This is a genomic window from Klebsiella sp. B345 (assembly GCF_051131735.1).
GTDB lineage: Bacteria > Pseudomonadota > Gammaproteobacteria > Enterobacterales > Enterobacteriaceae > Klebsiella.
The window spans coordinates 3,669,347-3,690,016 of sequence record NZ_CP180443.1; the positions used below are offsets into that span (position 1 = coordinate 3,669,347).

21 protein-coding genes and 1 tRNA gene are annotated in these 20,670 nt (G+C 53.7%); 17 read left to right on the forward strand and 5 right to left on the reverse strand.

All coding sequences use genetic code 11. The features are described 5' to 3' along the window. The first annotated feature begins 216 nt into the window (after positions 1 to 216). From pobA to bglJ, 4 genes are all read left to right on the forward strand, one after another. Complete coding sequence (gene pobA, locus ACMYSO_RS17265) at positions 217 to 1,401, forward strand: 4-hydroxybenzoate 3-monooxygenase (RefSeq protein WP_434666270.1); 1,185 nt, start codon at positions 217 to 219, stop codon at positions 1,399 to 1,401. 23 nt (positions 1,402 to 1,424) lie between these two features. Further along, the gene (locus ACMYSO_RS17270; protein WP_434666272.1) at positions 1,425 to 2,294 is read left to right on the forward strand and encodes a helix-turn-helix domain-containing protein; all 870 of its coding nucleotides are present in this window, start codon (positions 1,425 to 1,427) and stop codon (positions 2,292 to 2,294) included. A 263-nt stretch (positions 2,295 to 2,557) separates the two neighbouring features. Next, positions 2,558 to 3,253, forward strand: a complete 696-nt coding sequence (locus ACMYSO_RS17275) for a helix-turn-helix domain-containing protein (protein ID WP_434666274.1) — start codon at positions 2,558 to 2,560, stop codon at positions 3,251 to 3,253. A gap of 56 nt (positions 3,254 to 3,309) precedes the next feature. Next, positions 3,310 to 3,933 (forward strand): DNA-binding transcriptional activator BglJ, encoded by a 624-nt coding sequence (gene bglJ / locus ACMYSO_RS17280; RefSeq protein ID WP_434670829.1) that lies wholly within the window; start codon positions 3,310 to 3,312, stop codon positions 3,931 to 3,933. A 15-nt stretch (positions 3,934 to 3,948) separates the two neighbouring features. Here the strand turns inward: bglJ and ACMYSO_RS17285 are convergent, their stop codons facing one another. After that, on the reverse strand, positions 3,949 to 4,407 hold the full coding sequence (locus tag ACMYSO_RS17285) for a YbaK/EbsC family protein (protein WP_434586447.1): 459 nt from the start codon (positions 4,405 to 4,407) through the stop codon (positions 3,949 to 3,951). A 340-nt stretch (positions 4,408 to 4,747) separates the two neighbouring features. On the opposite strand from ACMYSO_RS17285, the gene ACMYSO_RS17290 reads away from it, so the two are divergent. After that, positions 4,748 to 6,091 carry a PTS sugar transporter subunit IIC gene (locus ACMYSO_RS17290; protein WP_434666277.1) on the forward strand — a complete coding sequence of 448 codons (1,344 nt, stop codon included), beginning with the start codon at positions 4,748 to 4,750 and terminating at the stop codon, positions 6,089 to 6,091. A 42-nt stretch (positions 6,092 to 6,133) separates the two neighbouring features. Here ACMYSO_RS17290 and fhuF read toward each other — a convergent pair whose 3' ends face one another. Then, a complete protein-coding gene (fhuF, locus tag ACMYSO_RS17295) occupies positions 6,134 to 6,922 on the reverse strand; it encodes a siderophore-iron reductase FhuF (protein ID WP_434666279.1) in 789 nt (262 codons plus the stop codon). Positions 6,923 to 7,030: 108 nt separating this feature from the next. Further along, the gene (locus ACMYSO_RS17300; RefSeq protein ID WP_434666281.1) at positions 7,031 to 8,077 is read right to left on the reverse strand and encodes a GGDEF domain-containing protein; all 1,047 of its coding nucleotides are present in this window, start codon (positions 8,075 to 8,077) and stop codon (positions 7,031 to 7,033) included. Between the two features lie 259 nt (positions 8,078 to 8,336). Between ACMYSO_RS17300 and ACMYSO_RS17305 the strand changes: the two genes are divergently transcribed. Further along, complete coding sequence (locus ACMYSO_RS17305; protein ID WP_434586444.1) at positions 8,337 to 8,576, forward strand: DUF1435 domain-containing protein; 240 nt, start codon at positions 8,337 to 8,339, stop codon at positions 8,574 to 8,576. Between the two features lie 21 nt (positions 8,577 to 8,597). Here the strand turns inward: ACMYSO_RS17305 and ACMYSO_RS17310 are convergent. Beyond that, positions 8,598 to 8,683 (reverse strand) — tRNA-Leu (locus ACMYSO_RS17310). 169 nt (positions 8,684 to 8,852) lie between these two features. Beyond that, a complete protein-coding gene (gene rsmC, locus ACMYSO_RS17315; protein WP_434666284.1) occupies positions 8,853 to 9,881 on the reverse strand; it encodes a 16S rRNA (guanine(1207)-N(2))-methyltransferase RsmC in 1,029 nt (342 codons plus the stop codon). Positions 9,882 to 10,086: 205 nt separating this feature from the next. Here rsmC and ACMYSO_RS17320 point away from each other — a divergent pair, with 205 nt between their 5' ends. The 11 genes from ACMYSO_RS17320 (at position 10,087) to deoB (ending at position 20,562) form a co-directional block, all read left to right on the forward strand. Continuing rightward, positions 10,087 to 10,500, forward strand: a complete 414-nt coding sequence (locus tag ACMYSO_RS17320) for a DNA polymerase III subunit psi (protein WP_434586442.1) — start codon at positions 10,087 to 10,089, stop codon at positions 10,498 to 10,500. Further along, positions 10,469 to 10,915 carry a ribosomal protein S18-alanine N-acetyltransferase gene (gene rimI / locus ACMYSO_RS17325; RefSeq protein ID WP_154144458.1) on the forward strand — a complete coding sequence of 149 codons (447 nt, stop codon included), beginning with the start codon at positions 10,469 to 10,471 and terminating at the stop codon, positions 10,913 to 10,915. The genes ACMYSO_RS17320 and rimI overlap by 32 nt, the downstream gene beginning before the upstream one ends. Before the next feature lie 73 nt (positions 10,916 to 10,988). Further along, entirely contained in the window at positions 10,989 to 11,666 is a 678-nt protein-coding gene (gene yjjG / locus ACMYSO_RS17330) for a pyrimidine 5'-nucleotidase (RefSeq protein ID WP_434666286.1), read from the forward strand. Between the two features lie 90 nt (positions 11,667 to 11,756). Then, complete coding sequence (gene prfC / locus ACMYSO_RS17335; protein ID WP_154144460.1) at positions 11,757 to 13,346, forward strand: peptide chain release factor 3; 1,590 nt, start codon at positions 11,757 to 11,759, stop codon at positions 13,344 to 13,346. 228 nt (positions 13,347 to 13,574) lie between these two features. Then, complete coding sequence (gene osmY / locus ACMYSO_RS17340) at positions 13,575 to 14,186, forward strand: molecular chaperone OsmY (RefSeq protein ID WP_434666287.1); 612 nt, start codon at positions 13,575 to 13,577, stop codon at positions 14,184 to 14,186. 246 nt (positions 14,187 to 14,432) lie between these two features. Then, positions 14,433 to 14,594 carry a DUF1328 domain-containing protein gene (locus ACMYSO_RS17345; RefSeq protein ID WP_100682648.1) on the forward strand — a complete coding sequence of 54 codons (162 nt, stop codon included), beginning with the start codon at positions 14,433 to 14,435 and terminating at the stop codon, positions 14,592 to 14,594. A 218-nt stretch (positions 14,595 to 14,812) separates the two neighbouring features. Further along, a complete protein-coding gene (locus tag ACMYSO_RS17350) occupies positions 14,813 to 15,886 on the forward strand; it encodes a patatin-like phospholipase family protein (RefSeq protein ID WP_434666289.1) in 1,074 nt (357 codons plus the stop codon). Next, positions 15,883 to 16,662, forward strand: a complete 780-nt coding sequence (locus ACMYSO_RS17355) for a TatD family hydrolase (RefSeq protein ID WP_434666290.1) — start codon at positions 15,883 to 15,885, stop codon at positions 16,660 to 16,662. The genes ACMYSO_RS17350 and ACMYSO_RS17355 overlap by 4 nt, the downstream gene beginning before the upstream one ends. Before the next feature lie 465 nt (positions 16,663 to 17,127). Beyond that, a complete protein-coding gene (gene deoC / locus ACMYSO_RS17360; protein WP_434586438.1) occupies positions 17,128 to 17,907 on the forward strand; it encodes a deoxyribose-phosphate aldolase in 780 nt (259 codons plus the stop codon). 56 nt (positions 17,908 to 17,963) lie between these two features. Beyond that, positions 17,964 to 19,286, forward strand: a complete 1,323-nt coding sequence (deoA, locus tag ACMYSO_RS17365; protein WP_434666292.1) for a thymidine phosphorylase — start codon at positions 17,964 to 17,966, stop codon at positions 19,284 to 19,286. Between the two features lie 52 nt (positions 19,287 to 19,338). Next, positions 19,339 to 20,562, forward strand: coding sequence for a phosphopentomutase (gene deoB / locus ACMYSO_RS17370; protein WP_434666295.1), 1,224 nt, complete (start codon positions 19,339 to 19,341; stop codon positions 20,560 to 20,562). Positions 20,563 to 20,670 lie beyond the last annotated feature (108 nt).

Below are 20,670 nucleotides of genomic sequence, written 5' to 3' on the forward strand. Positions count from 1 at the left end.
TGGGGGGGACGGGATCAAACAATGTGCAAAAAGACGCCATGGGTGGACGAAATGAAAGTTGAGCGCTGCCACACTTTCGCAAAACTGTTGGAAAGTGCAATTTTTGAACGAATTATGGCCTTCTTTTTCGCGTCTGAGTTATCAAAAATGCAGCAAGGAACTTTTATTAAACAAAAAACAAACAAATAATTAACCACCTGAGAGTGAGACAACCCTATGAAAACACAAGTCGCGATTATTGGCGCTGGCCCCTCCGGGCTGCTGTTGGGTCAATTACTGCATCTTGCCGGCATCCGTACGGTTATCCTCGAGCGGCAAACGCCTGAATACGTGCTGGGGCGTATCCGCGCCGGGATCCTCGAAAGCGGGACCGTCGAATTGCTGCGCGAAGCTGGCGTATCACAGCGAATGGATGCGGAAGGCCTGGTGCATCATGGGGTGGAGTTTTTGTTTGAGGGGCAGCGGGTGCCGGTTGCCCTGAGCGAGCTGACCGGGGGGAAAAGCGTGATGGTCTACGGCCAGACCGAAGTGACCCGGGATTTAATGGCGGCGCGTGCGGACAGCGGAGCACCGATTATTTATGGCGTCAACGACGTGGTCATTGAAGAGGCGAAGAGTGACCGGCCGTCAGTCACGTTTGTCAGCGGTGGCGAGACCTGCCGGCTCGAGTGTGATTTTATTGCCGGTTGCGATGGCTTTCACGGCGTGTCGCGCCAGAGCATTCCGCGCGAGATCCTCAAAGAGTACGAAAGCGTCTGGCCCTTTGGCTGGCTGGGGCTGCTGGCGGATACCCCCCCGGTGAACCCGGAACTGATTTATGCGCACCATGAGCGCGGGTTTGTGCTTTGTAGTCAGCGCTCACTAACACGCAGCCGCTACTATTTGCAGGTACCGCTGAGTGACAAGGTGGACGCGTGGTCGGACGAACGTTTCTGGGAAGAGCTTAAGTGTCGCCTGCCGGACGAGCTGGCTGGCAAGTTAGTGACTGGTCACTCACTAGAGAAGAGTATCGCTCCGCTGCGCAGTTATGTGGTTGAACCGATGCAATACGGGCGGCTGTTCCTGGTCGGGGATGCGGCGCATATCGTACCGCCCACCGGGGCGAAAGGACTGAATCTGGCCGCTTCGGACGTCAATTATCTGTGGCGGATCCTGCGTGAATATTACCATCGTGGTCGTGCCGACCTGCTGGAGAGCTACTCGCGCTTTGCCCTTGACCGGGTGTGGAAAGGTGAGCGATTCAGCTGGTTTATGACCCGTCTGCTGCATGACTTCCCGCAGCAGAGTGAGTTCGATAAAAAAATGCAGGCGGCGGATCGCCGCTATTATCTGGGCTCGCGCGCCGGGTTGACCACCATTGCGGAAAACTATGTCGGTCTGCCGATGGAGCGCGTGGCATAGCGTTGAAGACAGCAGGAGTTGCCATGCAGGTTGCGAATACCGTTCCCGTTTTTACCTTGTATGGCGAAGAGCGCGACTGGCCTACGCCTGACCTATTGCACTGTGAGTCGATTTTGCAGCGCAGCAGCCTGTATGAGTGGCATATCCGGATGCATCAGCATGCCGGGATGGTGCAACTGCTGTACCTGCATAAGGGCCGGGCTGAAATCGAAATCGAAGGGACGATAACGGTGATGACCGACGCCTGTATTCAGGTGGTGCCTGCACTGTGCGTCCATGGTTTTCGTTTTTCGCCAGGCACTCAGGGCTATGTGTTATCGCTGGCGCTGCCGTTGCTCAGCCGGCTTGAAAGCCAGTTTGGCCGCCAGCTTGATGTCCTCAGCCAGCCGCAATGTGTCCCCGTTAAACAATCCCGCGGGCATGTGCGTGCGCTGTTTACCGCGTTGCGTGAAGAGTATTGCGAAGAGCGGGACGCCCGGGAAATGATGCTGCATTCCCTGCTGGGCACGCTGCTGGTGTGGCTGAACCGGCAGTGCCTGCCGACGCCGGTTGCGGAAGGGAAAGCGGAACGAAAGCGCAGCGTCATGCGCCATTTTTCGCGTCTTATTGAAAGCCATTATCGCGAACATCTGCCGCTGGCGGAGTATGCCCGGCTGGTCGGGCTATCGGCGACCCATCTTAATTATTTGTGCCGTGAATTTCATGGCAGTAGCGCGTTGAGCGTTTTACACCAGCGATTGATGCTGGAAGCGCGGCGGAATCTGCAATATACCACTATGACGATAACGCAACTTTCTGATTATCTAGGTTTTTCTGATGTAACTTATTTTTCTCGTTTTTTCCGTCGCTATAGCGGCGTCTCACCAAAAACATTCAGGAGTGAAATTAAATAAAGTCAGATAGTGTGACGCGGATTTTTTATTTCTAATAAGTGTTTTCATTTATTCTAATTTATTGTTGACCGTAATTTATGCTAGTGTCATTTGTTGTTAAGGCCAAAAATATATTTGCGATTCCCTATAGAAAAGGATGTATCTGAGCGTAAGGCCGACGTTCGCCAGGGGTGATAAAGAATTCACCTGGCAAATAAATTATGGTTGCAAGGTGCCCATCTGTTTTATGCCAGCGTGAATCTTCTACAAAACATGGAGGATTTATGTTACCAGGACAGGGTAAGTACGGCATTATCATCAGCAAAATGCCGGTGATGCAATCCGGATTAAATACAATTACTAACGAGTACCTTCCTCATTATATCTTCAGCCATTGTTATTCGCTGGAGACACTCATGCAGCTTCCGGTGAATCTGGCAAAGGTGATTATTGTTGATTTATCTGGCGAAATAGAGCGGCCGCAGGAAATATGTCGGAACTATTGTTCTCTAATGGTTCGTTTTAAAGATATTCACTGGGTCTATATGGTTGGTCGTTCCTGTTCTCCCTATGCCGAAACATTATTTGTCGGACCTGAAAGTACCTGTATTTCCGACAGTGAGCCAGTGACACGTCTGGGTGAAGTGCTCTGCATCCGGGAAGCCGTCAGTGCGGGGGTAGAGCCGGGTGTGATGCCTGTACACCCGGTGGTTGCAGTAGGTGCGAGAGATTTTACCATTAGCCATGAGAAGCTGAGGGTTTTGACCTTCTCGGAGCGTAAGGTGCTCCGATTGCTGGCAAAAGGCTGGGGAATTAATCAGATTGCCTCATTGCTGAAGAAAAGTAATAAGACCATTAGCGCGCAAAAGAATAGCGCAATGCGGCGTTTATCTTTATGCAGCAATGCGCAAATGTACGCCTGGATTAATAGCACACAAGGAATGAAAGAGCTGAATGTACACTCAGCTTATGGAGAGTAGTCGGAATGGGACAACGGAACACAGCACGCTGCATCGCAGTGGTAGAACCCTGTACGATGACGGCAATAGGGCTTCGTCATATACTGAACGAGTGCAGCACCGAACAATATTGTGTTCATTTTTTTAAAGATGTTCAGTCATTAAGACGCACTTTACACTTCCGGGATATGGCCGCGGTTATTTTTTCACTTTCGGGTCAGCGCTGGCTTCGGGTTGATAGTCTGCTTTACCTGCGTGATATTGCTTATTCTCATCCTGAAGTCCGGCGAATTATTTTGGCGAAGGACAATGGGGAAGCTAACCTCATCAAGAAACTGACGCCTTCCTGCCTGCACGGGATTATCAATAAAATGACGCGTCGTGAGATATTGCAGCAAGAATTATTCCTGCTGCTGCGCCGACAAGCTCAACCGCTGGACCAGCCGCTCATTAGCCAGATTGTAGTGCATCAAATCCTGAGCCCAACCGAGCATAGCATTCTCTGCTATATGACTTATGGTTACTCCTTGCCGGAAATCGCGCTGCAGCTGGATCGCAATATCAAAACCATTCGCGCCCACAAGTGCAACGCGATGACCAAGCTGGGGATCAGCTCCGATCTTGGTCTGATCGGCGCGGGCGATATTTTGATGAGCCTCGTGCCGGACAGAACAACCATCACGCATGCCATTGTCGCGTAGCCGGAGGGCAACATTCTACTGACAGACGTCAACCCAGGTAGCATCCGTCAATTGGGCCATTCTGTCAGGAGAAATGCGAACCGCGCTATGAATGGCGCCGGCCGCCGGTAACACTTCCGGGTACTGCTTCAGCGAAATATCGCAATAGATCACCAGCGGGTTTTCCAGCCCGAAAGGGCAGACACCGCCGACCGGGTGCCCGGTAAGCATGACCACTTCATCACTGCTGAGCATACGTGCTTTCGCGCCGAACGTTTCCTTCAGCTTCTTGTTATCCAGCCGGGCATCACCGCTGGCGACCACCAGAATCACCTGCTCTTTCACTTTTAAAGAGAGGGTCTTCGCAATTTGGCCAGGCTCAACGCGATGTGCTGCGGCAGCGAGGGCGACGGTTGCGGTACTTTGATTGAGCTCGATGATTTCGATATCGGGGGCATGGCTGGCAAAAAACTGCCGCACGGACTGCAGACTCATGGGGATCTCCTGATTCATGTCCGTGTCAATCTGTCACAAGCCTGGCGGAGTGTAAATATTGTCGATGGGTAATCCGGAATTATTCCAATTTCTGGATCTTCTTCACAATCACCGTAACCGGTTACTGTAACCGGTTGCTGTTATCGTCACTCAGATGAATACTGAACGGGTAACTACCCTGTATCACTTATAACAAAAGAGCCGTGTATGAATCGTGCTGATCTGAACAGTATAGCCAATGAGATGGCCGCAGTGGGGATCCGTTCACAGAACATATTTCATCACCACGGCAGGATAATCGTTGTTGGGCCTGTGTCTAAAGCCTGTCAGGAGGGCTGCTATGTCTGCTAACCATGCTGCGTTTAATCTGATATTTCGCTTTGTAGAAAATTATATTAGCCCTGTTGCCGGGCGGATCTCATCGCAGCGTCACGTGATGGCGATTCGTGACGGCTTCATCTCGGCGATGCCGTTTATGATCGTCGGCTCGTTCCTGCTGGTGTTTGCTTATCCGCCATTTTCGCCAGATACCACCTGGGGATTTGCGCGCGCCTGGCTGGATTTAGCGAAAGAGTTTGAAGGGCGTATTCTGACGCCGTTCGATATGACGATGGGCATTATGTCTATCTACATTTGTGCTGCCATCTCCTATAACCTCGGCAAGCACTATGAAAAATCTAATCAGCTCGATCCTTTCATGTGCAGCATGTTGTCAATCATGGCATTCCTGCTGGTGGCGGCGCCAAAAACCAATGGTAACCTTCCGGTCGATAGCCTTGGCGGCACGGGGATCTTTACGGCGATCCTGGTGGCGGTCTACTGCGTTGAAATGATGCGCTTCCTGAAGGCACATAATATCGGTATACGCCTGCCGGATCAGGTGCCGCCGATGATCAAAAACTCTTTCGACCTGCTGATTCCGGTGCTGGTGGTGGTACTGACGCTGTATCCGCTGAGCCTGTTTATTCAGCATCACTTTGACATGCTGATCCCGCAGGCCATCATGGCTATCTTTAAACCGCTGGTGTCCGCAGCAGATTCATTGCCGGCAATTTTACTGGCGGTGCTGATTGGCCACCTGCTGTGGTTCGCCGGGATCCACGGAGCGGCCATTGTTTCTGGCATGCTGCAGATGTTCTGGTTAACAAATCTCGGGATGAACCAACAGGCGCTGGCACAAGGCGCGCCGCTTCCGCATATCTTTATGGAGGCGTTCTGGACATTCTTCATTGTCATCGGGGGGTCTGGTGCCACTATGGGCCTGGTCTTCTGCTACCTGCGCAGTCGTTCGGCGCACCTGCGATCTATCGGTCGTCTGAGTGTGGTACCCAGCCTCTTTAACATTAACGAACCGGTTATTTTCGGGACGCCTATCGTCATGAACCCGGTGTTCTTTATTCCGTTCCTGCTGGCGCCGATGGTCAACGCTGTGCTGGCCTGGGCGGCAATGAAGCTCGATCTGATTGGGCGGGTAATTTCAGTGGTACCGTGGACGGCTCCGGCACCGATTGGCGGCGCGTGGGCGCTGGGATGGGATTTCCGGGCGGCGATACTGGTGGTGCTCCTGGCCTGTGTCTCGGCGATTATCTACTTCCCGTTCTTCAAGGTCTATGAGAAACAGCTGTTAGCGCAGGAAGCTGAAGAAGCGGAACGCGTGGCGCAAGAGAGCCAACAGACTGCGTAATAAAGCAGGCGGGCGGCACTGTTGCCGCCCGCCGCATCGGGATTATTTTAACGTGCAGTCTCCGCACTGCTGAACGTCTGGCAGGCGGTTACGTTGGCAGCAGGTTCGCCGCACCAGTAATCCTTCTCGTAAGATCACCGTCCGCCACAGCGGGTTGTCCTGGCCGTCAGAAAACTGCTTTTCAAAGAAGCAGTGCTGGCGAAGGGCGGCAACCTGCTCATCCCCCAACAGCGTTTTCATCTCACCGAGATACCAGTTAATCAGATAGCCGGTATTGCTCCAGATAAGCTTGCCATTGATATTGCCGGTCGCTTCCAGCGCCTGCACCACCGGCTGCAGAGCGCGGACGATCAGCATTTCCATCCGGGCCTGCGGAGAATCTATTCTGCAGGCCGGTTCGGCATGCACGTCAATCCAGAAGCAGGCGGCCCGGCCGGTTTCGTGAAACTCCACGCGGAAGTATTCCGGCATCAGGCTGATAGCGGTTTTTTCTGTAAGCAGCGCCAGCATCAACGGCGGCACCAGTAAACCGATATACCATTGTGCCCATAGTGACAGCAGAGGCTTCTGCTCGCGCGGGAGTGTTGGTTGATGGCGGTAAATATGATCGGACCAGGTCGCCAGCAGCGAGCTGAGCGCGCCGGGAGTTGACCACTCAGCCAGCGTTAGCGCGTGATGTGGCGCTTCTTCGTCCAGGCGGAGAAAATCCAGCAAATGGGGGCGTAGGGCGGTGATTTTTTCCCGAATGGCATTCGCCAATGCGCATTCAGCCTGGCGGAACGGCGCCTGCCAGATGATCTCATTGCTGAATGAAAGGGAACGGTATGCCATCAGATTGCCAGATATTAATCTAAATGATAATGATTAGTAATACTAGTTAGTTGTCTGGATGATGGCAAGCGGTTTGTCTGCGCCGTATTTGCCGGACCTGAGCTGGGATTAGCTGGCGAGAATAATGTTGCGTCCGAGGCTTTTCGCTTCGTACAGCGCGGTATCGGCTCTCTTCAGTGCGCTATCGATATCCGCATCAATCAACGGGGTCATCCCGATGCTTATGGTGACGTTGGTGGCGACGCTTTCATTGAACATGTGCGGGATTTTTAAATCATAGACCTGCTGGCGAATACGCTCTGCGGCCAGTGAGGCAGTCTCTGCGGTGCTGTCAGTCAACAGGACCATAAATTCCTCTCCGCCAAAACGGGCCACGATGTCACGTGAGCGCACAGCATTGCGAATGGCTGCAGAGACCTGAATCAGCGCCTGATCGCCCATCATATGCCCATAGTGGTCGTTATAGGCCTTAAAGTGGTCGATATCCAGCAGCAATACGTGATGGCGCATGTCGTTTGCTGCCAGCATGGCATCCAGTCGGTTTTGTAAGCCACGCCGGTTATATAAGCCAGTGAGGGGATCCAACATACTGAGATCGTTCAGCGTGTTACGTTCCTGCAGCAGTTTATCCATCAGCCCCTGGGTAAAAGTATCGCTACGTTTTTGAATCATATTCTGTAGCGTAATGCCGGCGATAGGGAGGGCAAAACAGTAAAACATCCGGGGCCATTGTGCGGTTTCGGCAAAAACCAGACTAACGATAAACGTGGGTAAAGTGTGTAGCGTAAACGCAATGATATTATTGGGAAAGGCGATAGTGCCAATAAACAATATACTTAATAAGGCAATAACCAAAAAGTTAAATTGCGGTGGCGCTTGTAACAGGGCTTTATCTGCGACGTGCCATGCCCACAACACACCAAATATCAGAGAAATAAAAGAAATATTAATTTTGCGTTGTGAGTACTTCCAGTGCCAAAGCATTAAGGCAGTGCTCAGCAGCACTATCAGGGTGCAGGGCAGTGTGAATCGGGTGCTGATAAACAATGGGCTAGCCAACGCAAAAAGCGCAGAAATGAAATTCAACAGCAAAAATAGCCGTAAGGAATATTGATATTTTTTTTCGTAATGCTTTTGCCAGGATTGTGCAGTCATATTGAACGTGTCGCTATTAGCCATAAATTTCAAAATGATGGCTGCAAAGAAAGAACGTTAAAAAACAATATTTCGAGTAAGGTTTTTGTTAAATTATCAGGTGATTTAATGTATTGCTGTTGCTCGTGTAATTTATCACCTTCACGAATGTATGTCATTAGCGCGAACGTAAAGAACCGGTCATCCTGATTGTCATAACATGACAAATGATAAATATTATCATATGATATTGGTTATCATTATCGTCTTGGGGTGAGGCATGTTACAGCGAACTTTAGGCAGTGGATGGGGAGTGCTGCTTCCTGGCGTACTGATTGCTGTTCTGGGATTTGCCGATCTGTCGGCAGATGCCTGGCGTGGGCTGGTGACGGTCGGGCTATTATTGTCGGCATTGATGATTTGGCACCGTCAATTGCGCCACTTTATTCTGCTGCCATCGTGCGTTGCGTTGATCAGTGGGATAATGCTGATGACGTTGAATCTAAAGCTGATGGGATAATTCGGGGAAGGTTAAGAATATTGGTGCGAGGGGGGGGACTCGAACCCCCACATCCTAAGGACACTAACACCTGAAGCTAGCGCGTCTACCAATTCCGCCACCTTCGCATACCATCGATACTCAGAAAGTATCGTTACTACGGAGGCGCATTCTAGTGGTTTTCAACTTTTCGTCAATAGTTAATTGTCTGGGGCGGATTGATTGTTGCAAAAATGGTCGAGCGGGGCAGAAAGGTAACGGCGGCGTGGTGACCCAGCCGCCGATGCGTGCAAGAAACTACTTTTTCGCCTGACGGGTCATGACGGTACGGTAAACTTTAAAACGGCCGGTTTGGGCAATCACTTCATGGAAACCGAAGATTTCATCCAGCACATCCGGATACGGCAGGAAGGCGTTGGCCACGATACGCAGTTCACCACCGCTGCTCAGATGACGTACTGCACCGCGAATCAGCGCTTGTGCCGCTTCCTGGCTGGTTTGCAGGCCATCATGGAACGGCGGGTTAGAGATGATCATGTCGAAACGACCGTTCACTTCCGAGAACACGTTACTGGCGAAAACTTCACCCTCAATACCGTTGGCGGCAAGGGTCGCGCGGCTGGCTTCGACCGCTGGTGCACTGGCGTCACAGAGCGTCAGGCGCACTTTCGGGGAATGGCTGGCCAGCACGGTTGCCAGGACTCCGGCACCGCAGCCGACATCAAGCACTTTCCCTTTGGTGTGCGGCGTCAGGGTGGAGAGCAGCAGCTGACTGCCGATGTCCAGTCCGTCACGGCTGAAGACGCCAGGCAGGGTTTTGATCGTCAGGTTTTCCAGCGGGTATTCACCCCAGTACTGCTCTGGATCGAAGGTCGGCTGTTTCTCCAGACGCCCGTGATACAGCCCGCAGCGGCGCGCGCTGTCGATTTTGGTCAGGGGGACGTATTCGGCCAGCATCTGTTCCGCACTGCGAACGCCGCTGCGGTTTTCGCCAACGACGAAAACATCGGTGCCCACCGGCAGCAGTGACAGCAGGTTCATCAGCTGGAACTGTGCTTCTGGCTTGTTTTTCGGCCAGTAGTAAATCAGCGTATCGCAATCAGCCACGTCCTCGGCTTGCGCGATCAGGCTAAAGCGGGCGTTATCTCCCATCTGGCCATTAAGAACCTGCCAGTGGTGAAATTGTTGGGTATGGGCACGGCTGGTTGCGGTGTCCAGACGTGCTGGCAGGTCATCCTGCAGGTCACCGGCAAACAGAACGCGTGCGGGTTCGAAATCATCACTGTGGCGCAGCAAGACTTCACTTGCCGGGGTAAAAGCAGACATGAAACACTCCTTCATTAAGACTGGCGCCGATTATACACGTTATCCATAACGCTGCCTCTTTGTTGGCGCTTTCGACAGGGCGTTGTTCGGTCTGACTATCCCGACATGATGGCAGACGGCTCGGTGCGCGTGATGTACGTTGTTTGTTGGCGCAGATACGACGAATTTGCTATATTGCGCGCTTGATTAACAGGAGTGTTTCGCTATGACTTCCCGACGAGACTGGCAATTACAGCAGCTGGGTATTACTCAGTGGTCGCTGCGTCGCCCCGGGGCGTTGCAGGGCGAAATCGCTATCTCGCTTCCCGGGCATATTCGGTTGGTGATGGTGGCAGAACCAATGCCGTCGTTAACGGAACCGTTAATCAGCGATATTTTACGGGCCCTGGCCCTGACGCCGGATCAGGTGCTGCAGCTTGCCCCCGATCGTGTCGCCATGCTGCCGCAGAATAGTCGCTGCAACAGCTGGCGGCTGGGTACCGATACGCCGTTGTTGCTGGCGGGCGCACAGGTCGCCACACCTGCTTTTGATGAACTCCAGACCAGCGTGCCTGCCCGAATGGCGCTCTGGCAACAAATCTGCGCACATGAACACGATTTCTACCCTCAACACGGCTGATTTGCCCCGTGCCTGGCAAATAGAACAACGCGCCCACGCTTTTCCGTGGAGTGAACAAACCTTTGCCAGTAATCAGGGTGAGCGCTATCTCAATCTTCAACTGACTGTTGATGGCGAGATGGCCGCCTTCGCGATTACGCAAATTGTGCTGGACGAGGCGACGTTGTTTAACATCGCCGTCGATCCGGCTTTTCAGCGGCGTGGCCTTGGGCGTGCGCTGCTGGAGCGTGTCATTGATGAGGTCGAACAGCGGGGCGTCGTGACGCTGTGGCTCGAAGTCCGGGCCTCCAACGCGGCCGCCATTGCGCTGTACGAGGATATTGGTTTTAACGAGGCAACCATTCGTCGCAACTATTACCCCACGGCCGACGGGCGTGAGGATGCGATCATCATGGCGCTGCCAATCAGTATGTAGTGGCCGGCGCCGGGAGATTTCCCGGACCGGTTGTAACAACATGCCTGCGGGCGAGCAATGACAGGGTGATACGATGAAGTGGGACTGGATTTTCTTTGATGCCGACGAAACGCTGTTTACGTTTGACGCTTTCAGTGGTTTACAGCGGATGTTTCTCGACTATTGCGTGACCTTTAGCGCCGAGGATTTTCAGGACTACCAGGCCGTGAATAAGCCGCTGTGGGTGGATTATCAAAACGGCGCTATCACCGCATCCCAGCTACAACATCAACGTTTTGATAACTGGGCCGAGCGCCTCAGCGTGCCGCCGGGCGAGCTCAACGACGCATTTATGAATGCGATGGCCGAAATCTGCTCGCCGCTGCCGGGTGCGGTATCGCTGCTGAACGCGCTGCACGGCAAGGTGAAAATGGGCATTATCACCAATGGGTTTACGTCGTTGCAGCAAATCCGCCTGGAACGTACTGGTTTACGTCATCACTTTGATTTACTGATTATTTCTGAAGAGGTTGGCATTGCGAAGCCCGATGCGCGTATTTTTGATTACGCGTTGACACAGGCGGGCAATCCCGATCGTTCTCGCGTGCTGATGGTGGGGGATACGGCAGAGTCGGATATCCGCGGCGGCGTCAACGCCGGCCTGGCGACCTGCTGGCTGAATGCTCATCAGCGCGAATTGCCTGCGGACCTCCAGCCTGACTGGACGGTGACCTCGTTAAGCGAACTGGAGCAACTCCTGTGTAAACACTGATTGCCTCCCCCCTGTTGATGAGTAAAATAGCCGCAATTTTGGATTCCACATGCGTGGCCCGCTAGCCGCGTTTACTAAGAAGATTGAATTATGACGTTGTCTCCTTATCTGCAAGAGGTGGCTAAACGCCGCACTTTTGCCATTATTTCTCACCCGGATGCCGGTAAAACGACCATTACTGAGAAAGTGCTGCTGTTCGGACAGGCGATCCAGACCGCCGGTACGGTAAAAGGCCGTGGCTCCAGCCAGCATGCAAAATCTGACTGGATGGAGATGGAAAAGCAGCGTGGTATCTCGATTACCACCTCGGTGATGCAGTTCCCGTATCACGACAGCCTGGTGAACCTGCTGGACACCCCGGGCCACGAAGACTTCTCCGAAGATACCTACCGTACCCTGACGGCAGTGGACTGCTGTTTGATGGTTATCGATGCGGCAAAAGGCGTTGAAGATCGTACCCGTAAGCTGATGGAAGTTACCCGTCTGCGCGATACGCCAATTCTGACGTTTATGAACAAACTCGACCGTGACATCCGCGATCCGATGGAGTTGCTGGACGAAGTTGAGAACGAGCTGCGTATTGCCTGCGCGCCGATCACCTGGCCGATTGGCTGCGGTAAGCTGTTTAAGGGCGTCTACCATCTGTATAAAGACGAAACCTATCTCTATCAGACCGGTAAAGGCCACACCATCCAGGAAGTGCGGATCGTCAAAGGGCTGAATAACCCGGAACTCGATACGGCGGTGGGAGAGGATCTGGCACAGCAGCTGCGCGACGAGCTGGAGCTGGTGCAGGGTGCGTCAAACGAATTTGATAAAGAGCTGTTCCTTGCCGGTGAAATTACGCCGGTCTTCTTTGGTACTGCTCTGGGCAACTTCGGCGTGGATCACATGCTGGACGGTCTGGTGGAGTGGGCGCCAGCGCCGATGCCGCGTAAAACCGACACCCGTGTTGTGACGGCAGAAGAAGAGAAATTTACCGGCTTCGTCTTTAAGATCCAGGCCAACATGGACCCGAAACACCGTGACCGCGTGGCCTTTATGCGTGTGGTCTCCGGGAAGTATGAAAAGGGCATGAAGTTACGCCAGGTGCGTACCGGTAAAGACGTGGTGATTTCCGACGCGCTGACCTTTATGGCGGGCGACCGTTCTCACGTGGAAGAAGCCTGGCCTGGCGATATCATCGGCTTGCACAACCACGGCACCATTCAGATCGGCGATACCTTCACCCAGGGCGAAACGATGAAGTTCACCGGTATCCCGAACTTCGCGCCGGAACTGTTCCGTCGTATTCGTCTGAAGGATCCGTTGAAGCAGAAACAGCTGCTGAAAGGGCTGGTACAGCTTTCAGAAGAGGGCGCGGTGCAGGTCTTCCGTCCGATTGCCAATAACGACCTGATCGTTGGCGCGGTGGGCGTACTGCAGTTTGATGTGGTCGTGGCCCGACTGAAAAGCGAGTACAACGTCGAAGCGATTTACGAGTCCGTAAACGTGGCGACCGCACGTTGGGTGGAGTCCACCGACGTGAAGAAATTTGAGGAATTTAAGCGTAAAAACGAAATTCAGCTGGCCCTGGATGGCGGTGATAACCTGACCTATATCGCCCCAACCATGGTGAACCTGAATCTGACTCAGGAACGTTATCCTGAAGTTTTGTTCCGTAAAACCCGCGAGCACTAATTCCTCCCGGAGCGCGGTGTTCGCCGCGCTCCACGCTATTTTTTCTCGTTAATTTCCCCTGATTTACGTTATAGAAAGTTCTTAAAGATCCGCTTTGCCGTGATTTTTTGTGCATATTTCCCGCCTCCCTCATCACCTTCTACTATATTTAATAAGTAATTTTTAAGATTCTGGCTTAATACGCTACTTATTTAGCTTTACCCATATAGAAATAACGAGGACATGATGATGACAAGACTAAAGAATGCCGGAGCGCTGGTGGCTCTCTTCTTAGGCTCAGCCATGATAAGTGTCTCGGCATATGCAGAAAACTCAACGACAGACAGTGCAAAATCGGTAGCTAACAGCGCCGGCCAGGCGGTTGACAGCTCACTGAATAAAGTCGGCGACTTTATGGATGACAGCACCATCACCGCCCGGGTGAAAGCGGCGCTGATTGACGATAAAAGTATTAGCAGTGCCGGTATCTCCGTGAAAACGGAGAATAAAGTGGTGACCTTAAGCGGTTCGGTCGGCAGTACTGCCCAGAAGGAGCAGGCGCTGAGCGTGGCGAAAAACGTCAAAGGCGTCACCACGGTCAATGACAAGCTGAGCGTTAGTGAAGAGCAGTCCGCCAGCCTGAAGGGGTATGCCGGTGACACGGCTATCACCAGTCAAATCAAAGCGAAACTGTTGGCGGATGACATGGTGCCATCGCGAAACATCACGGTGGAAACCAGTGACGGCGTGGTGCAGTTATCCGGCAGTGTAGAATCTCGCCAGCAGGCGGATCGCGCAGCGGATATTGCCAAAGCCGTTTCCGGCGTGAAAAGCGTCGAAAATAATCTCAGTGTCAAATAAAACCATTCATTTAATAATGTTATAGCTATTTTATCTCCAGGTTCTGGATTACGGACGAGCGGCAAACGGCAATATTTCCGGGCGCGCATTGGCGCGGTTGACCCGGAAAAACGGATACCGCTTTGATGGCCGTAATATGAAGCATGGCGAACAGCCGTTGAATAAAAAGAGCACGACAGGGTTGATACCCACGCGTCGTCTGCGTGTGGCAATGCAACCGTTACTCACTATGGTAAGGAGTAGACTATGTTTCGATGGGGCATTATTTTTTTGGTCATCGCACTGATTGCCGCAGCGTTAGGGTTTGGTAGCCTGGCAGGTACAGCAGCCTGGGCGGCGAAAATCGTCTTTGTCGTCGGTATTATTCTGTTCCTGATCAGCCTGTTTACCGGGCGCAGGCGTCCATAGCAAGCGTGTTTTCCCCGCCACATAACCGGCTAAACGCCGTGGCATGACATAGCGTTTTACATAAAGCCAGTCCTCAGGACTGGCTTTCGTAGTTTCTGGGGGGTAATAATTGCAGCTTCCGTGGTGATGATCGTTAGCCGGGCAGGTTGTCGTGGTGGCTGCTTGTGGTGCGGCGGATCATTTTTGCGCTTTTAGAATCAACAGAACAGGAAAGCAGGGTGGGGCATCGAATTCCCGTAACGCTTGGCAATATTACGCCGTTATCCGTAGAACCGTTTCGTCCGGGAAAACTTGGCCTGGTGTGCGAGGGTGGCGGTCAGCGGGGTATTTTTACCGCCGGGGTGCTGGATGAGTTCATGCGCGCCGGGTTTAACCCCTTCGACATTATGCTGGGGACCTCCGCCGGGGCGCAGAACCTGTCGGCCTATATCTGCAACCAGCAGGGCTATGCCCGCAAGGTGATCACGCGCTACACCACCGCCCGTGAGTTTTTCGACCCGATGCGTTTTGTTCGTGGCGGCAATCTGATTGACCTCGACTGGCTGCTGGAGGTGACGGCGCAGAAAATGCCGCTGGCGATGGATTATGCGCTGGAGCGGTTCGCCCAGGGCAAGGAACTGTGGCTGTGCGCCTGTCGAGGCGATGATTACACGGCCAGCTACTTCTCCCCGACGCAGACCACCTGGCTCGATCTGATCCGCGCTTCTAGTGCGATTCCCGGTTTTTATCGTAGCGGCGTCACCCTGGACGGCATCAGCTATCTGGATGGCGGCGTCAGCGATCCCATTCCCGTTCAGGAAGCCGCCCGTCGCGGGGCGCAAACCATTGTGGTGATCCGCACGGTTCCCTCGCAGATGTACTATACCCCGCAATGGTTTAAGCGGATGGAACGCTGGCTGGGGGAGAGCAGCCTGCAGCCTTTGGTGAACCTGGTGCAGCATCATGAAGCGACCTACCGCGCCACCCAGCAGTTTATCGAAACGCCGCCGGGTAAGTTGCGGATCCTTGAAATCTTCCCGCCCAGGCCGCTAAAAAGCATGGCATTGGGCAGCCGTTTACCGGCGTTGCGGGATGATTACAAGACCGGGCGTCAGTGTGGTCGCTATTTTCTGGCGACGATGGGGAAACTGCTTGCCGACAGCCCACCACTGGTGCGTCATGTGCCACGCGTTACCAAGCCGACGGCGGTGGTCGTGCCGCCAGCAGCGGTGGCCAACGATCCACAGCCGGCTACTTTTATCGCCACCGAGCAGGCTAATGATGCCCGCTTCGATAACGAGGACCTGGCATGACGCTGCGCTTTATCGATACTCACTGCCATTTTGATTTTCCCCCTTTTAGTGGGAATGAAACCGACAGCATCGCCAGGGCGGCGCAATCAGGGGTCACGCGGATTATTGTTCCGGCCATTGAAGCGGACCATTTCCAACGTGTGCTGGCGCTGGCGGAGCAGCATGCGGCACTGTATGCCGCCGTAGGGCTGCATCCTATCGTCATTGAACGGCACGACGCACACAGCCTTGAACAACTTGAAACCTGCTTGCAAAGGCGTTATCCCAAGCTGGTGGCGGTGGGGGAAATCGGCCTCGATCTGTATCGTGAAGACCCGCAGTTTGACCATCAGGTATCGATCCTGGAGGCGCAACTGCGGCTGGCGAAGCGTTATGATCTTCCGGTGATCCTCCACTCTCGTCGCACCCACGATAAGCTGGCGATGTTGCTGAAAAAGCATGCCCTGCCACGGACCGGGGTGGTCCACGGTTTTGCGGGCAGCCTGCAGCAGGCAGAGCGTTTCGTGCAATTCGGCTACAAAATTGGTGTCGGAGGGACGATTACCTATCCGCGTGCCAGTAAGACCCGTGAGGTGATGGCGCGACTGCCGCTGTCGGCGCTGCTGCTGGAAACGGATGCCCCGGATATGCCGCTCAATGGCTTTCAGGGGGAACCTAATCGCCCTGAACAGGCGGCACGGGTGTTTACTGTTCTGTGCGAGCTCCGCCGCGAGCCGCCAGAGGTTATCGCTCAGGCCTTGCTCGATAATACCACCGCGTTGTTTGCCCTGACGTAAATCCCTTTTGGTGATACGAGTCATCGCCGGTAGCTTCACCCTGTAGTGAGGCTACCGGCGGTAATATGTCATTGTATCCCTTTCTTTATGTGATAATTACATCACGTCTGATTTAGAAATAAAACTGATTACTTTCAAAGTTTAAGTCTATTTTTGTCGGATTTTAAAGCAACATATATTGGTTGTTGTCGAGATCTCTCACATCTTTATGTTATTATAATAACATTATCACGCGATGAGGAATTCTGGTTATGCTTAAAGCAGACTTAAAGAAATCCTGTCGTTCGCAGGAGAGATGCTGCGCTTTTTTAAGTGATGAGTGTCACATTAAAGTAATGCAAATTCGCAATGAGTTTTCATTAACTGTGATGAATGTCGAAGTGTAACCGCGAGGCGATGTTACAATAGTAACAGACTCGCAAGGTGAACAAACTATTGAACGGCACTACGCCCTCGGAGTATGAAATGACCGATTTATCTGCAAGCAGCCTGCGCGCGTTGAAACTGATGGACCTGACTACGCTGAATGACGATGACACCAATGAAAAGGTGATCGCGCTGTGCCATCAGGCGAAAACGCCGGTAGGAAATACCGCCGCTATCTGTATCTATCCGCGCTTTATCCCTGTTGCCCGTAAAACGCTGAATGAGCAGGGTACCCCGGACATCCGCATTGCAACGGTAACCAACTTCCCGCACGGTAACGATGATATCGATATCGCGCTGGCAGAAACCCGCGCGGCTATCGCCTACGGCGCGGATGAAGTTGACGTGGTCTTCCCGTACCGTGCGCTGATCGCCGGTAACGAGCAGGTCGGGTTCGATCTGGTTAAAGCCTGTAAAGACGCTTGTGCGGCGGCAAACGTGCTGCTGAAAGTGATCATTGAAACCGGTGAGCTGAAAGAAGAAGCGTTAATCCGCAAAGCCTCTGAAATTTCAATCAAAGCGGGTGCGGATTTTATCAAAACGTCTACCGGTAAAGTGCCGGTTAACGCCACGCCGGAAAGCGCACGCATCATGCTGGAAGTGATCCGCGATATGGGCGTTCAGAAAACCGTTGGCTTTAAACCTGCGGGTGGCGTGCGCAGTGCCGAAGACGCGCAGCAGTTCCTGGCGATTGCCGACGACCTGTTTGGTGCCGACTGGGCTGATTCCCGCCACTACCGTTTTGGCGCATCCAGCCTGTTGGCGAGCCTGTTGAAAGCGCTGGGCCACGGCGATGGCAAGAGCGCAAGCGCATATTAATTCTCCTTTCGCGGCGGATTTTCCGCCGCACTTAACCTGATTCCTCGGGGGGTACCGTGTTTCTCGCACAAGAAATTATTCGTAAAAAACGCGATGGTCACGCGCTGAGTGATGAAGAAATCCGTTTCTTTATCAACGGCATTCGTGATAACACCGTGTCGGAAGGGCAGATTGCCGCCCTGGCGATGACCATTTTCTTCCATGATATGAGTATGCCGGAACGCGTCTCGCTGACCATGGCGATGCGGGATTCCGGCACCGTCCTCGACTGGAAAAGCCTGAACCTGAACGGCCCGATCGTGGATAAACACTCCACCGGCGGCGTGGGTGATGTAACCTCACTGATGCTGGGCCCGATGGTGGCAGCGTGTGGCGGCTATGTGCCGATGATCTCCGGGCGTGGTCTGGGTCATACCGGGGGCACGCTCGACAAACTAGAAGCCATTCCTGGCTTCGATATCTTCCCGGATGACGCGCGTTTCCGCGACATTATTAAAGACGTTGGCGTTGCGATTATCGGGCAGACCAGCTCGCTGGCGCCGGCCGACAAACGTTTTTATGCCACCCGCGATATTACCGCGACGGTGGATTCTATCCCGCTCATCACCGCCTCTATTCTGGCGAAGAAACTGGCGGAAGGCCTGGATGCGCTGGTGATGGATGTGAAAGTCGGCAGCGGTGCGTTTATGCCGACCTATGAGCTCTCTGCGGCGCTTGCCGAAGCGATCGTTGGCGTCTCCAACGGCGCCGGCGTGCGTACAACCGCGCTGCTGACCGATATGAATCAGGTGCTGGCATCCAGCGCTGGCAATGCGGTCGAAGTGCGCGAAGCGGTACAGTTCCTGACCGGTGAATACCGTAATCCGCGTCTGTTTGATGTGACCATGGCGCTGTGCGTCGAAATGCTGATCTCCGGCAAGCTGGCCCAGGACGACGCCGACGCGCGGGCGAAACTGCAGGCGGTGCTGGACAACGGCAAGGCGGCAGAGGTCTTTGGCCGTATGGTTGCCGCCCAGAAAGGGCCGAACGATTTCGTTGAAAACTATGCGAAATACCTGCCAACCGCCATGCTGAGCAAAGCGGTCTACGCCGATGGCGAAGGGTTTGTGGCCGAAATGGACACCCGTGCGCTGGGAATGGCCGTGGTCTCGATGGGCGGCGGTCGTCGTCAGGCTTCTGACCTGATTGACTACAGCGTCGGCTTTACCGATATGGCTCGTTTGGGCGACAGCATCGACGGACAGCGACCGCTGGCGGTGATCCACGCGAAAGACGAAAGCAGCTGGCAGGAAGCGGCCAAAGCCGTAAAAGCGGCAATTAAACTGGACGATACGGCACCGAAAGAAACCCCGACGGTCTATCGCCGAATCACCGAATAGCGGTATACTGATCTGATCGCTTTTTTGCAGCGCAAAAGGTACGGAGAATAATATGAAACGTGCATTTATTATGGTGCTGGACTCTTTCGGCATCGGTGCGACTGAAGATGCCGCTCGCTTTGGCGACGTCGGCGCAGACACCCTGGGGCATATCGCTGAGGCGTGTGCAAAAGGGGACGCTGACCATGGCCGTCAAGGCCCGCTGAATCTGCCAAACCTGACCCGCCTGGGTCTGGTGAAAGCCCATGAAGGCTCTACCGGTAAAATTGCGGCGGGTATGGACGGCAACGCCGAAGTCATCGGCGCATACGGCTGGGCCCACGAGCTCTCATCCGGGAAAGATACCCCGTCGGGCCACTGGGAAATCGCCGGTGTGCCGGTACTGTTTGACTGGGGCTACTTCTCCGATCACGAAAACAGCTTCCCGCAGGAGCTGCTGGACAAACTGGTTAAGCGTGCCAATCTGCCTGGCTACCTCGGCAACTGCCACTCCTCGGGGACCGTGATTCTCGATCAACTGGGTGAAGAGCATATGAAAACCGGCAAGCCGATTTTCTATACCTCTGCTGACTCGGTGTTCCAGATCGCCTGCCATGAAGAGACCTACGGCCTCGATAAGCTGTATGAGCTGTGCGAAATTGCCCGCGAAGAGCTAACCGAAGGCGGTTACAACATCGGCCGTGTTATTGCGCGTCCGTTTATCGGCGACAAAGCCGGTAACTTCCAGCGTACCGGTAATCGTCATGACCTGGCGGTGGAACCCCCGGCGGCGACGGTCCTGCAGAAACTGGTGGACGAGAAAGACGGCCACGTGGTGTCGGTAGGGAAAATCGCTGATATCTATGCCAACTGCGGTATCACTAAAAAAGTGAAAGCGACGGGCCTGGATGCGCTGTTTGACGCCACCATCACCGAGATGAAAGAAGCAGGTGATAAGACTATCGTCTTCACCAACTTCGTTGATTTCGACTCTTCCTGGGGCCACCGTCGCGATATCGCCGGTTATGCTGCGGGTCTGGAGCTCTTTGACCGCCGCCTGCCGGAACTGATGGCGCTGGTGGGTGAGGACGATCTGCTGATCCTTACCGCCGACCACGGCTGCGACCCGAGCTGGCAGGGTACCGACCACACCCGCGAACATATTCCGGTGCTGGTATACGGCCCGAAAGTTAAACCCGGTTCGCTGGGCCACCGTGAAACCTTCGCGGATATTGGCCAGACGCTGGCGACGTACTTCGGTACTTCAGCCATGGACTACGGCAAGAACATGCTGTAATACCCGCGTTCGTTCGTGCTGTGGATGTATTGGCTGCATTCGTTCTCTCCGGTCATATTGCTATCGATGTGATCGGAGAACGCTGAAGTGGTCACCTTTCCACAACGC

Coding starts and splice junctions, on each gene's coding strand:
- pobA (WP_434666270.1), top strand. CDS start 217: ATGAAAACACAAGTCGCGATTATTGGCGCTGGCCCCTCCGGGCTGCTG.
- deoC (WP_434586438.1), top strand. CDS start 17,128: ATGACCGATTTATCTGCAAGCAGCCTGCGCGCGTTGAAACTGATGGAC.
- rimI (WP_154144458.1), top strand. CDS start 10,469: ATGAACACGATTTCTACCCTCAACACGGCTGATTTGCCCCGTGCCTGG.
- osmY (WP_434666287.1), top strand. CDS start 13,575: ATGACAAGACTAAAGAATGCCGGAGCGCTGGTGGCTCTCTTCTTAGGC.
- ACMYSO_RS17270 (WP_434666272.1), top strand. CDS start 1,425: ATGCAGGTTGCGAATACCGTTCCCGTTTTTACCTTGTATGGCGAAGAG.
- ACMYSO_RS17355 (WP_434666290.1), top strand. CDS start 15,883: ATGACGCTGCGCTTTATCGATACTCACTGCCATTTTGATTTTCCCCCT.
- fhuF (WP_434666279.1), bottom strand. CDS start 6,922: ATGGCATACCGTTCCCTTTCATTCAGCAATGAGATCATCTGGCAGGCG.
- ACMYSO_RS17320 (WP_434586442.1), top strand. CDS start 10,087: ATGACTTCCCGACGAGACTGGCAATTACAGCAGCTGGGTATTACTCAG.
- ACMYSO_RS17305 (WP_434586444.1), top strand. CDS start 8,337: ATGTTACAGCGAACTTTAGGCAGTGGATGGGGAGTGCTGCTTCCTGGC.
- prfC (WP_154144460.1), top strand. CDS start 11,757: ATGACGTTGTCTCCTTATCTGCAAGAGGTGGCTAAACGCCGCACTTTT.
- ACMYSO_RS17290 (WP_434666277.1), top strand. CDS start 4,748: ATGTCTGCTAACCATGCTGCGTTTAATCTGATATTTCGCTTTGTAGAA.
- rsmC (WP_434666284.1), bottom strand. CDS start 9,881: ATGTCTGCTTTTACCCCGGCAAGTGAAGTCTTGCTGCGCCACAGTGAT.
- ACMYSO_RS17285 (WP_434586447.1), bottom strand. CDS start 4,407: ATGAGTCTGCAGTCCGTGCGGCAGTTTTTTGCCAGCCATGCCCCCGAT.
- yjjG (WP_434666286.1), top strand. CDS start 10,989: ATGAAGTGGGACTGGATTTTCTTTGATGCCGACGAAACGCTGTTTACG.
- ACMYSO_RS17300 (WP_434666281.1), bottom strand. CDS start 8,077: ATGACTGCACAATCCTGGCAAAAGCATTACGAAAAAAAATATCAATAT.
- bglJ (WP_434670829.1), top strand. CDS start 3,310: ATGACGGCAATAGGGCTTCGTCATATACTGAACGAGTGCAGCACCGAA.
- ACMYSO_RS17345 (WP_100682648.1), top strand. CDS start 14,433: ATGTTTCGATGGGGCATTATTTTTTTGGTCATCGCACTGATTGCCGCA.
- ACMYSO_RS17275 (WP_434666274.1), top strand. CDS start 2,558: ATGTTACCAGGACAGGGTAAGTACGGCATTATCATCAGCAAAATGCCG.
- deoB (WP_434666295.1), top strand. CDS start 19,339: ATGAAACGTGCATTTATTATGGTGCTGGACTCTTTCGGCATCGGTGCG.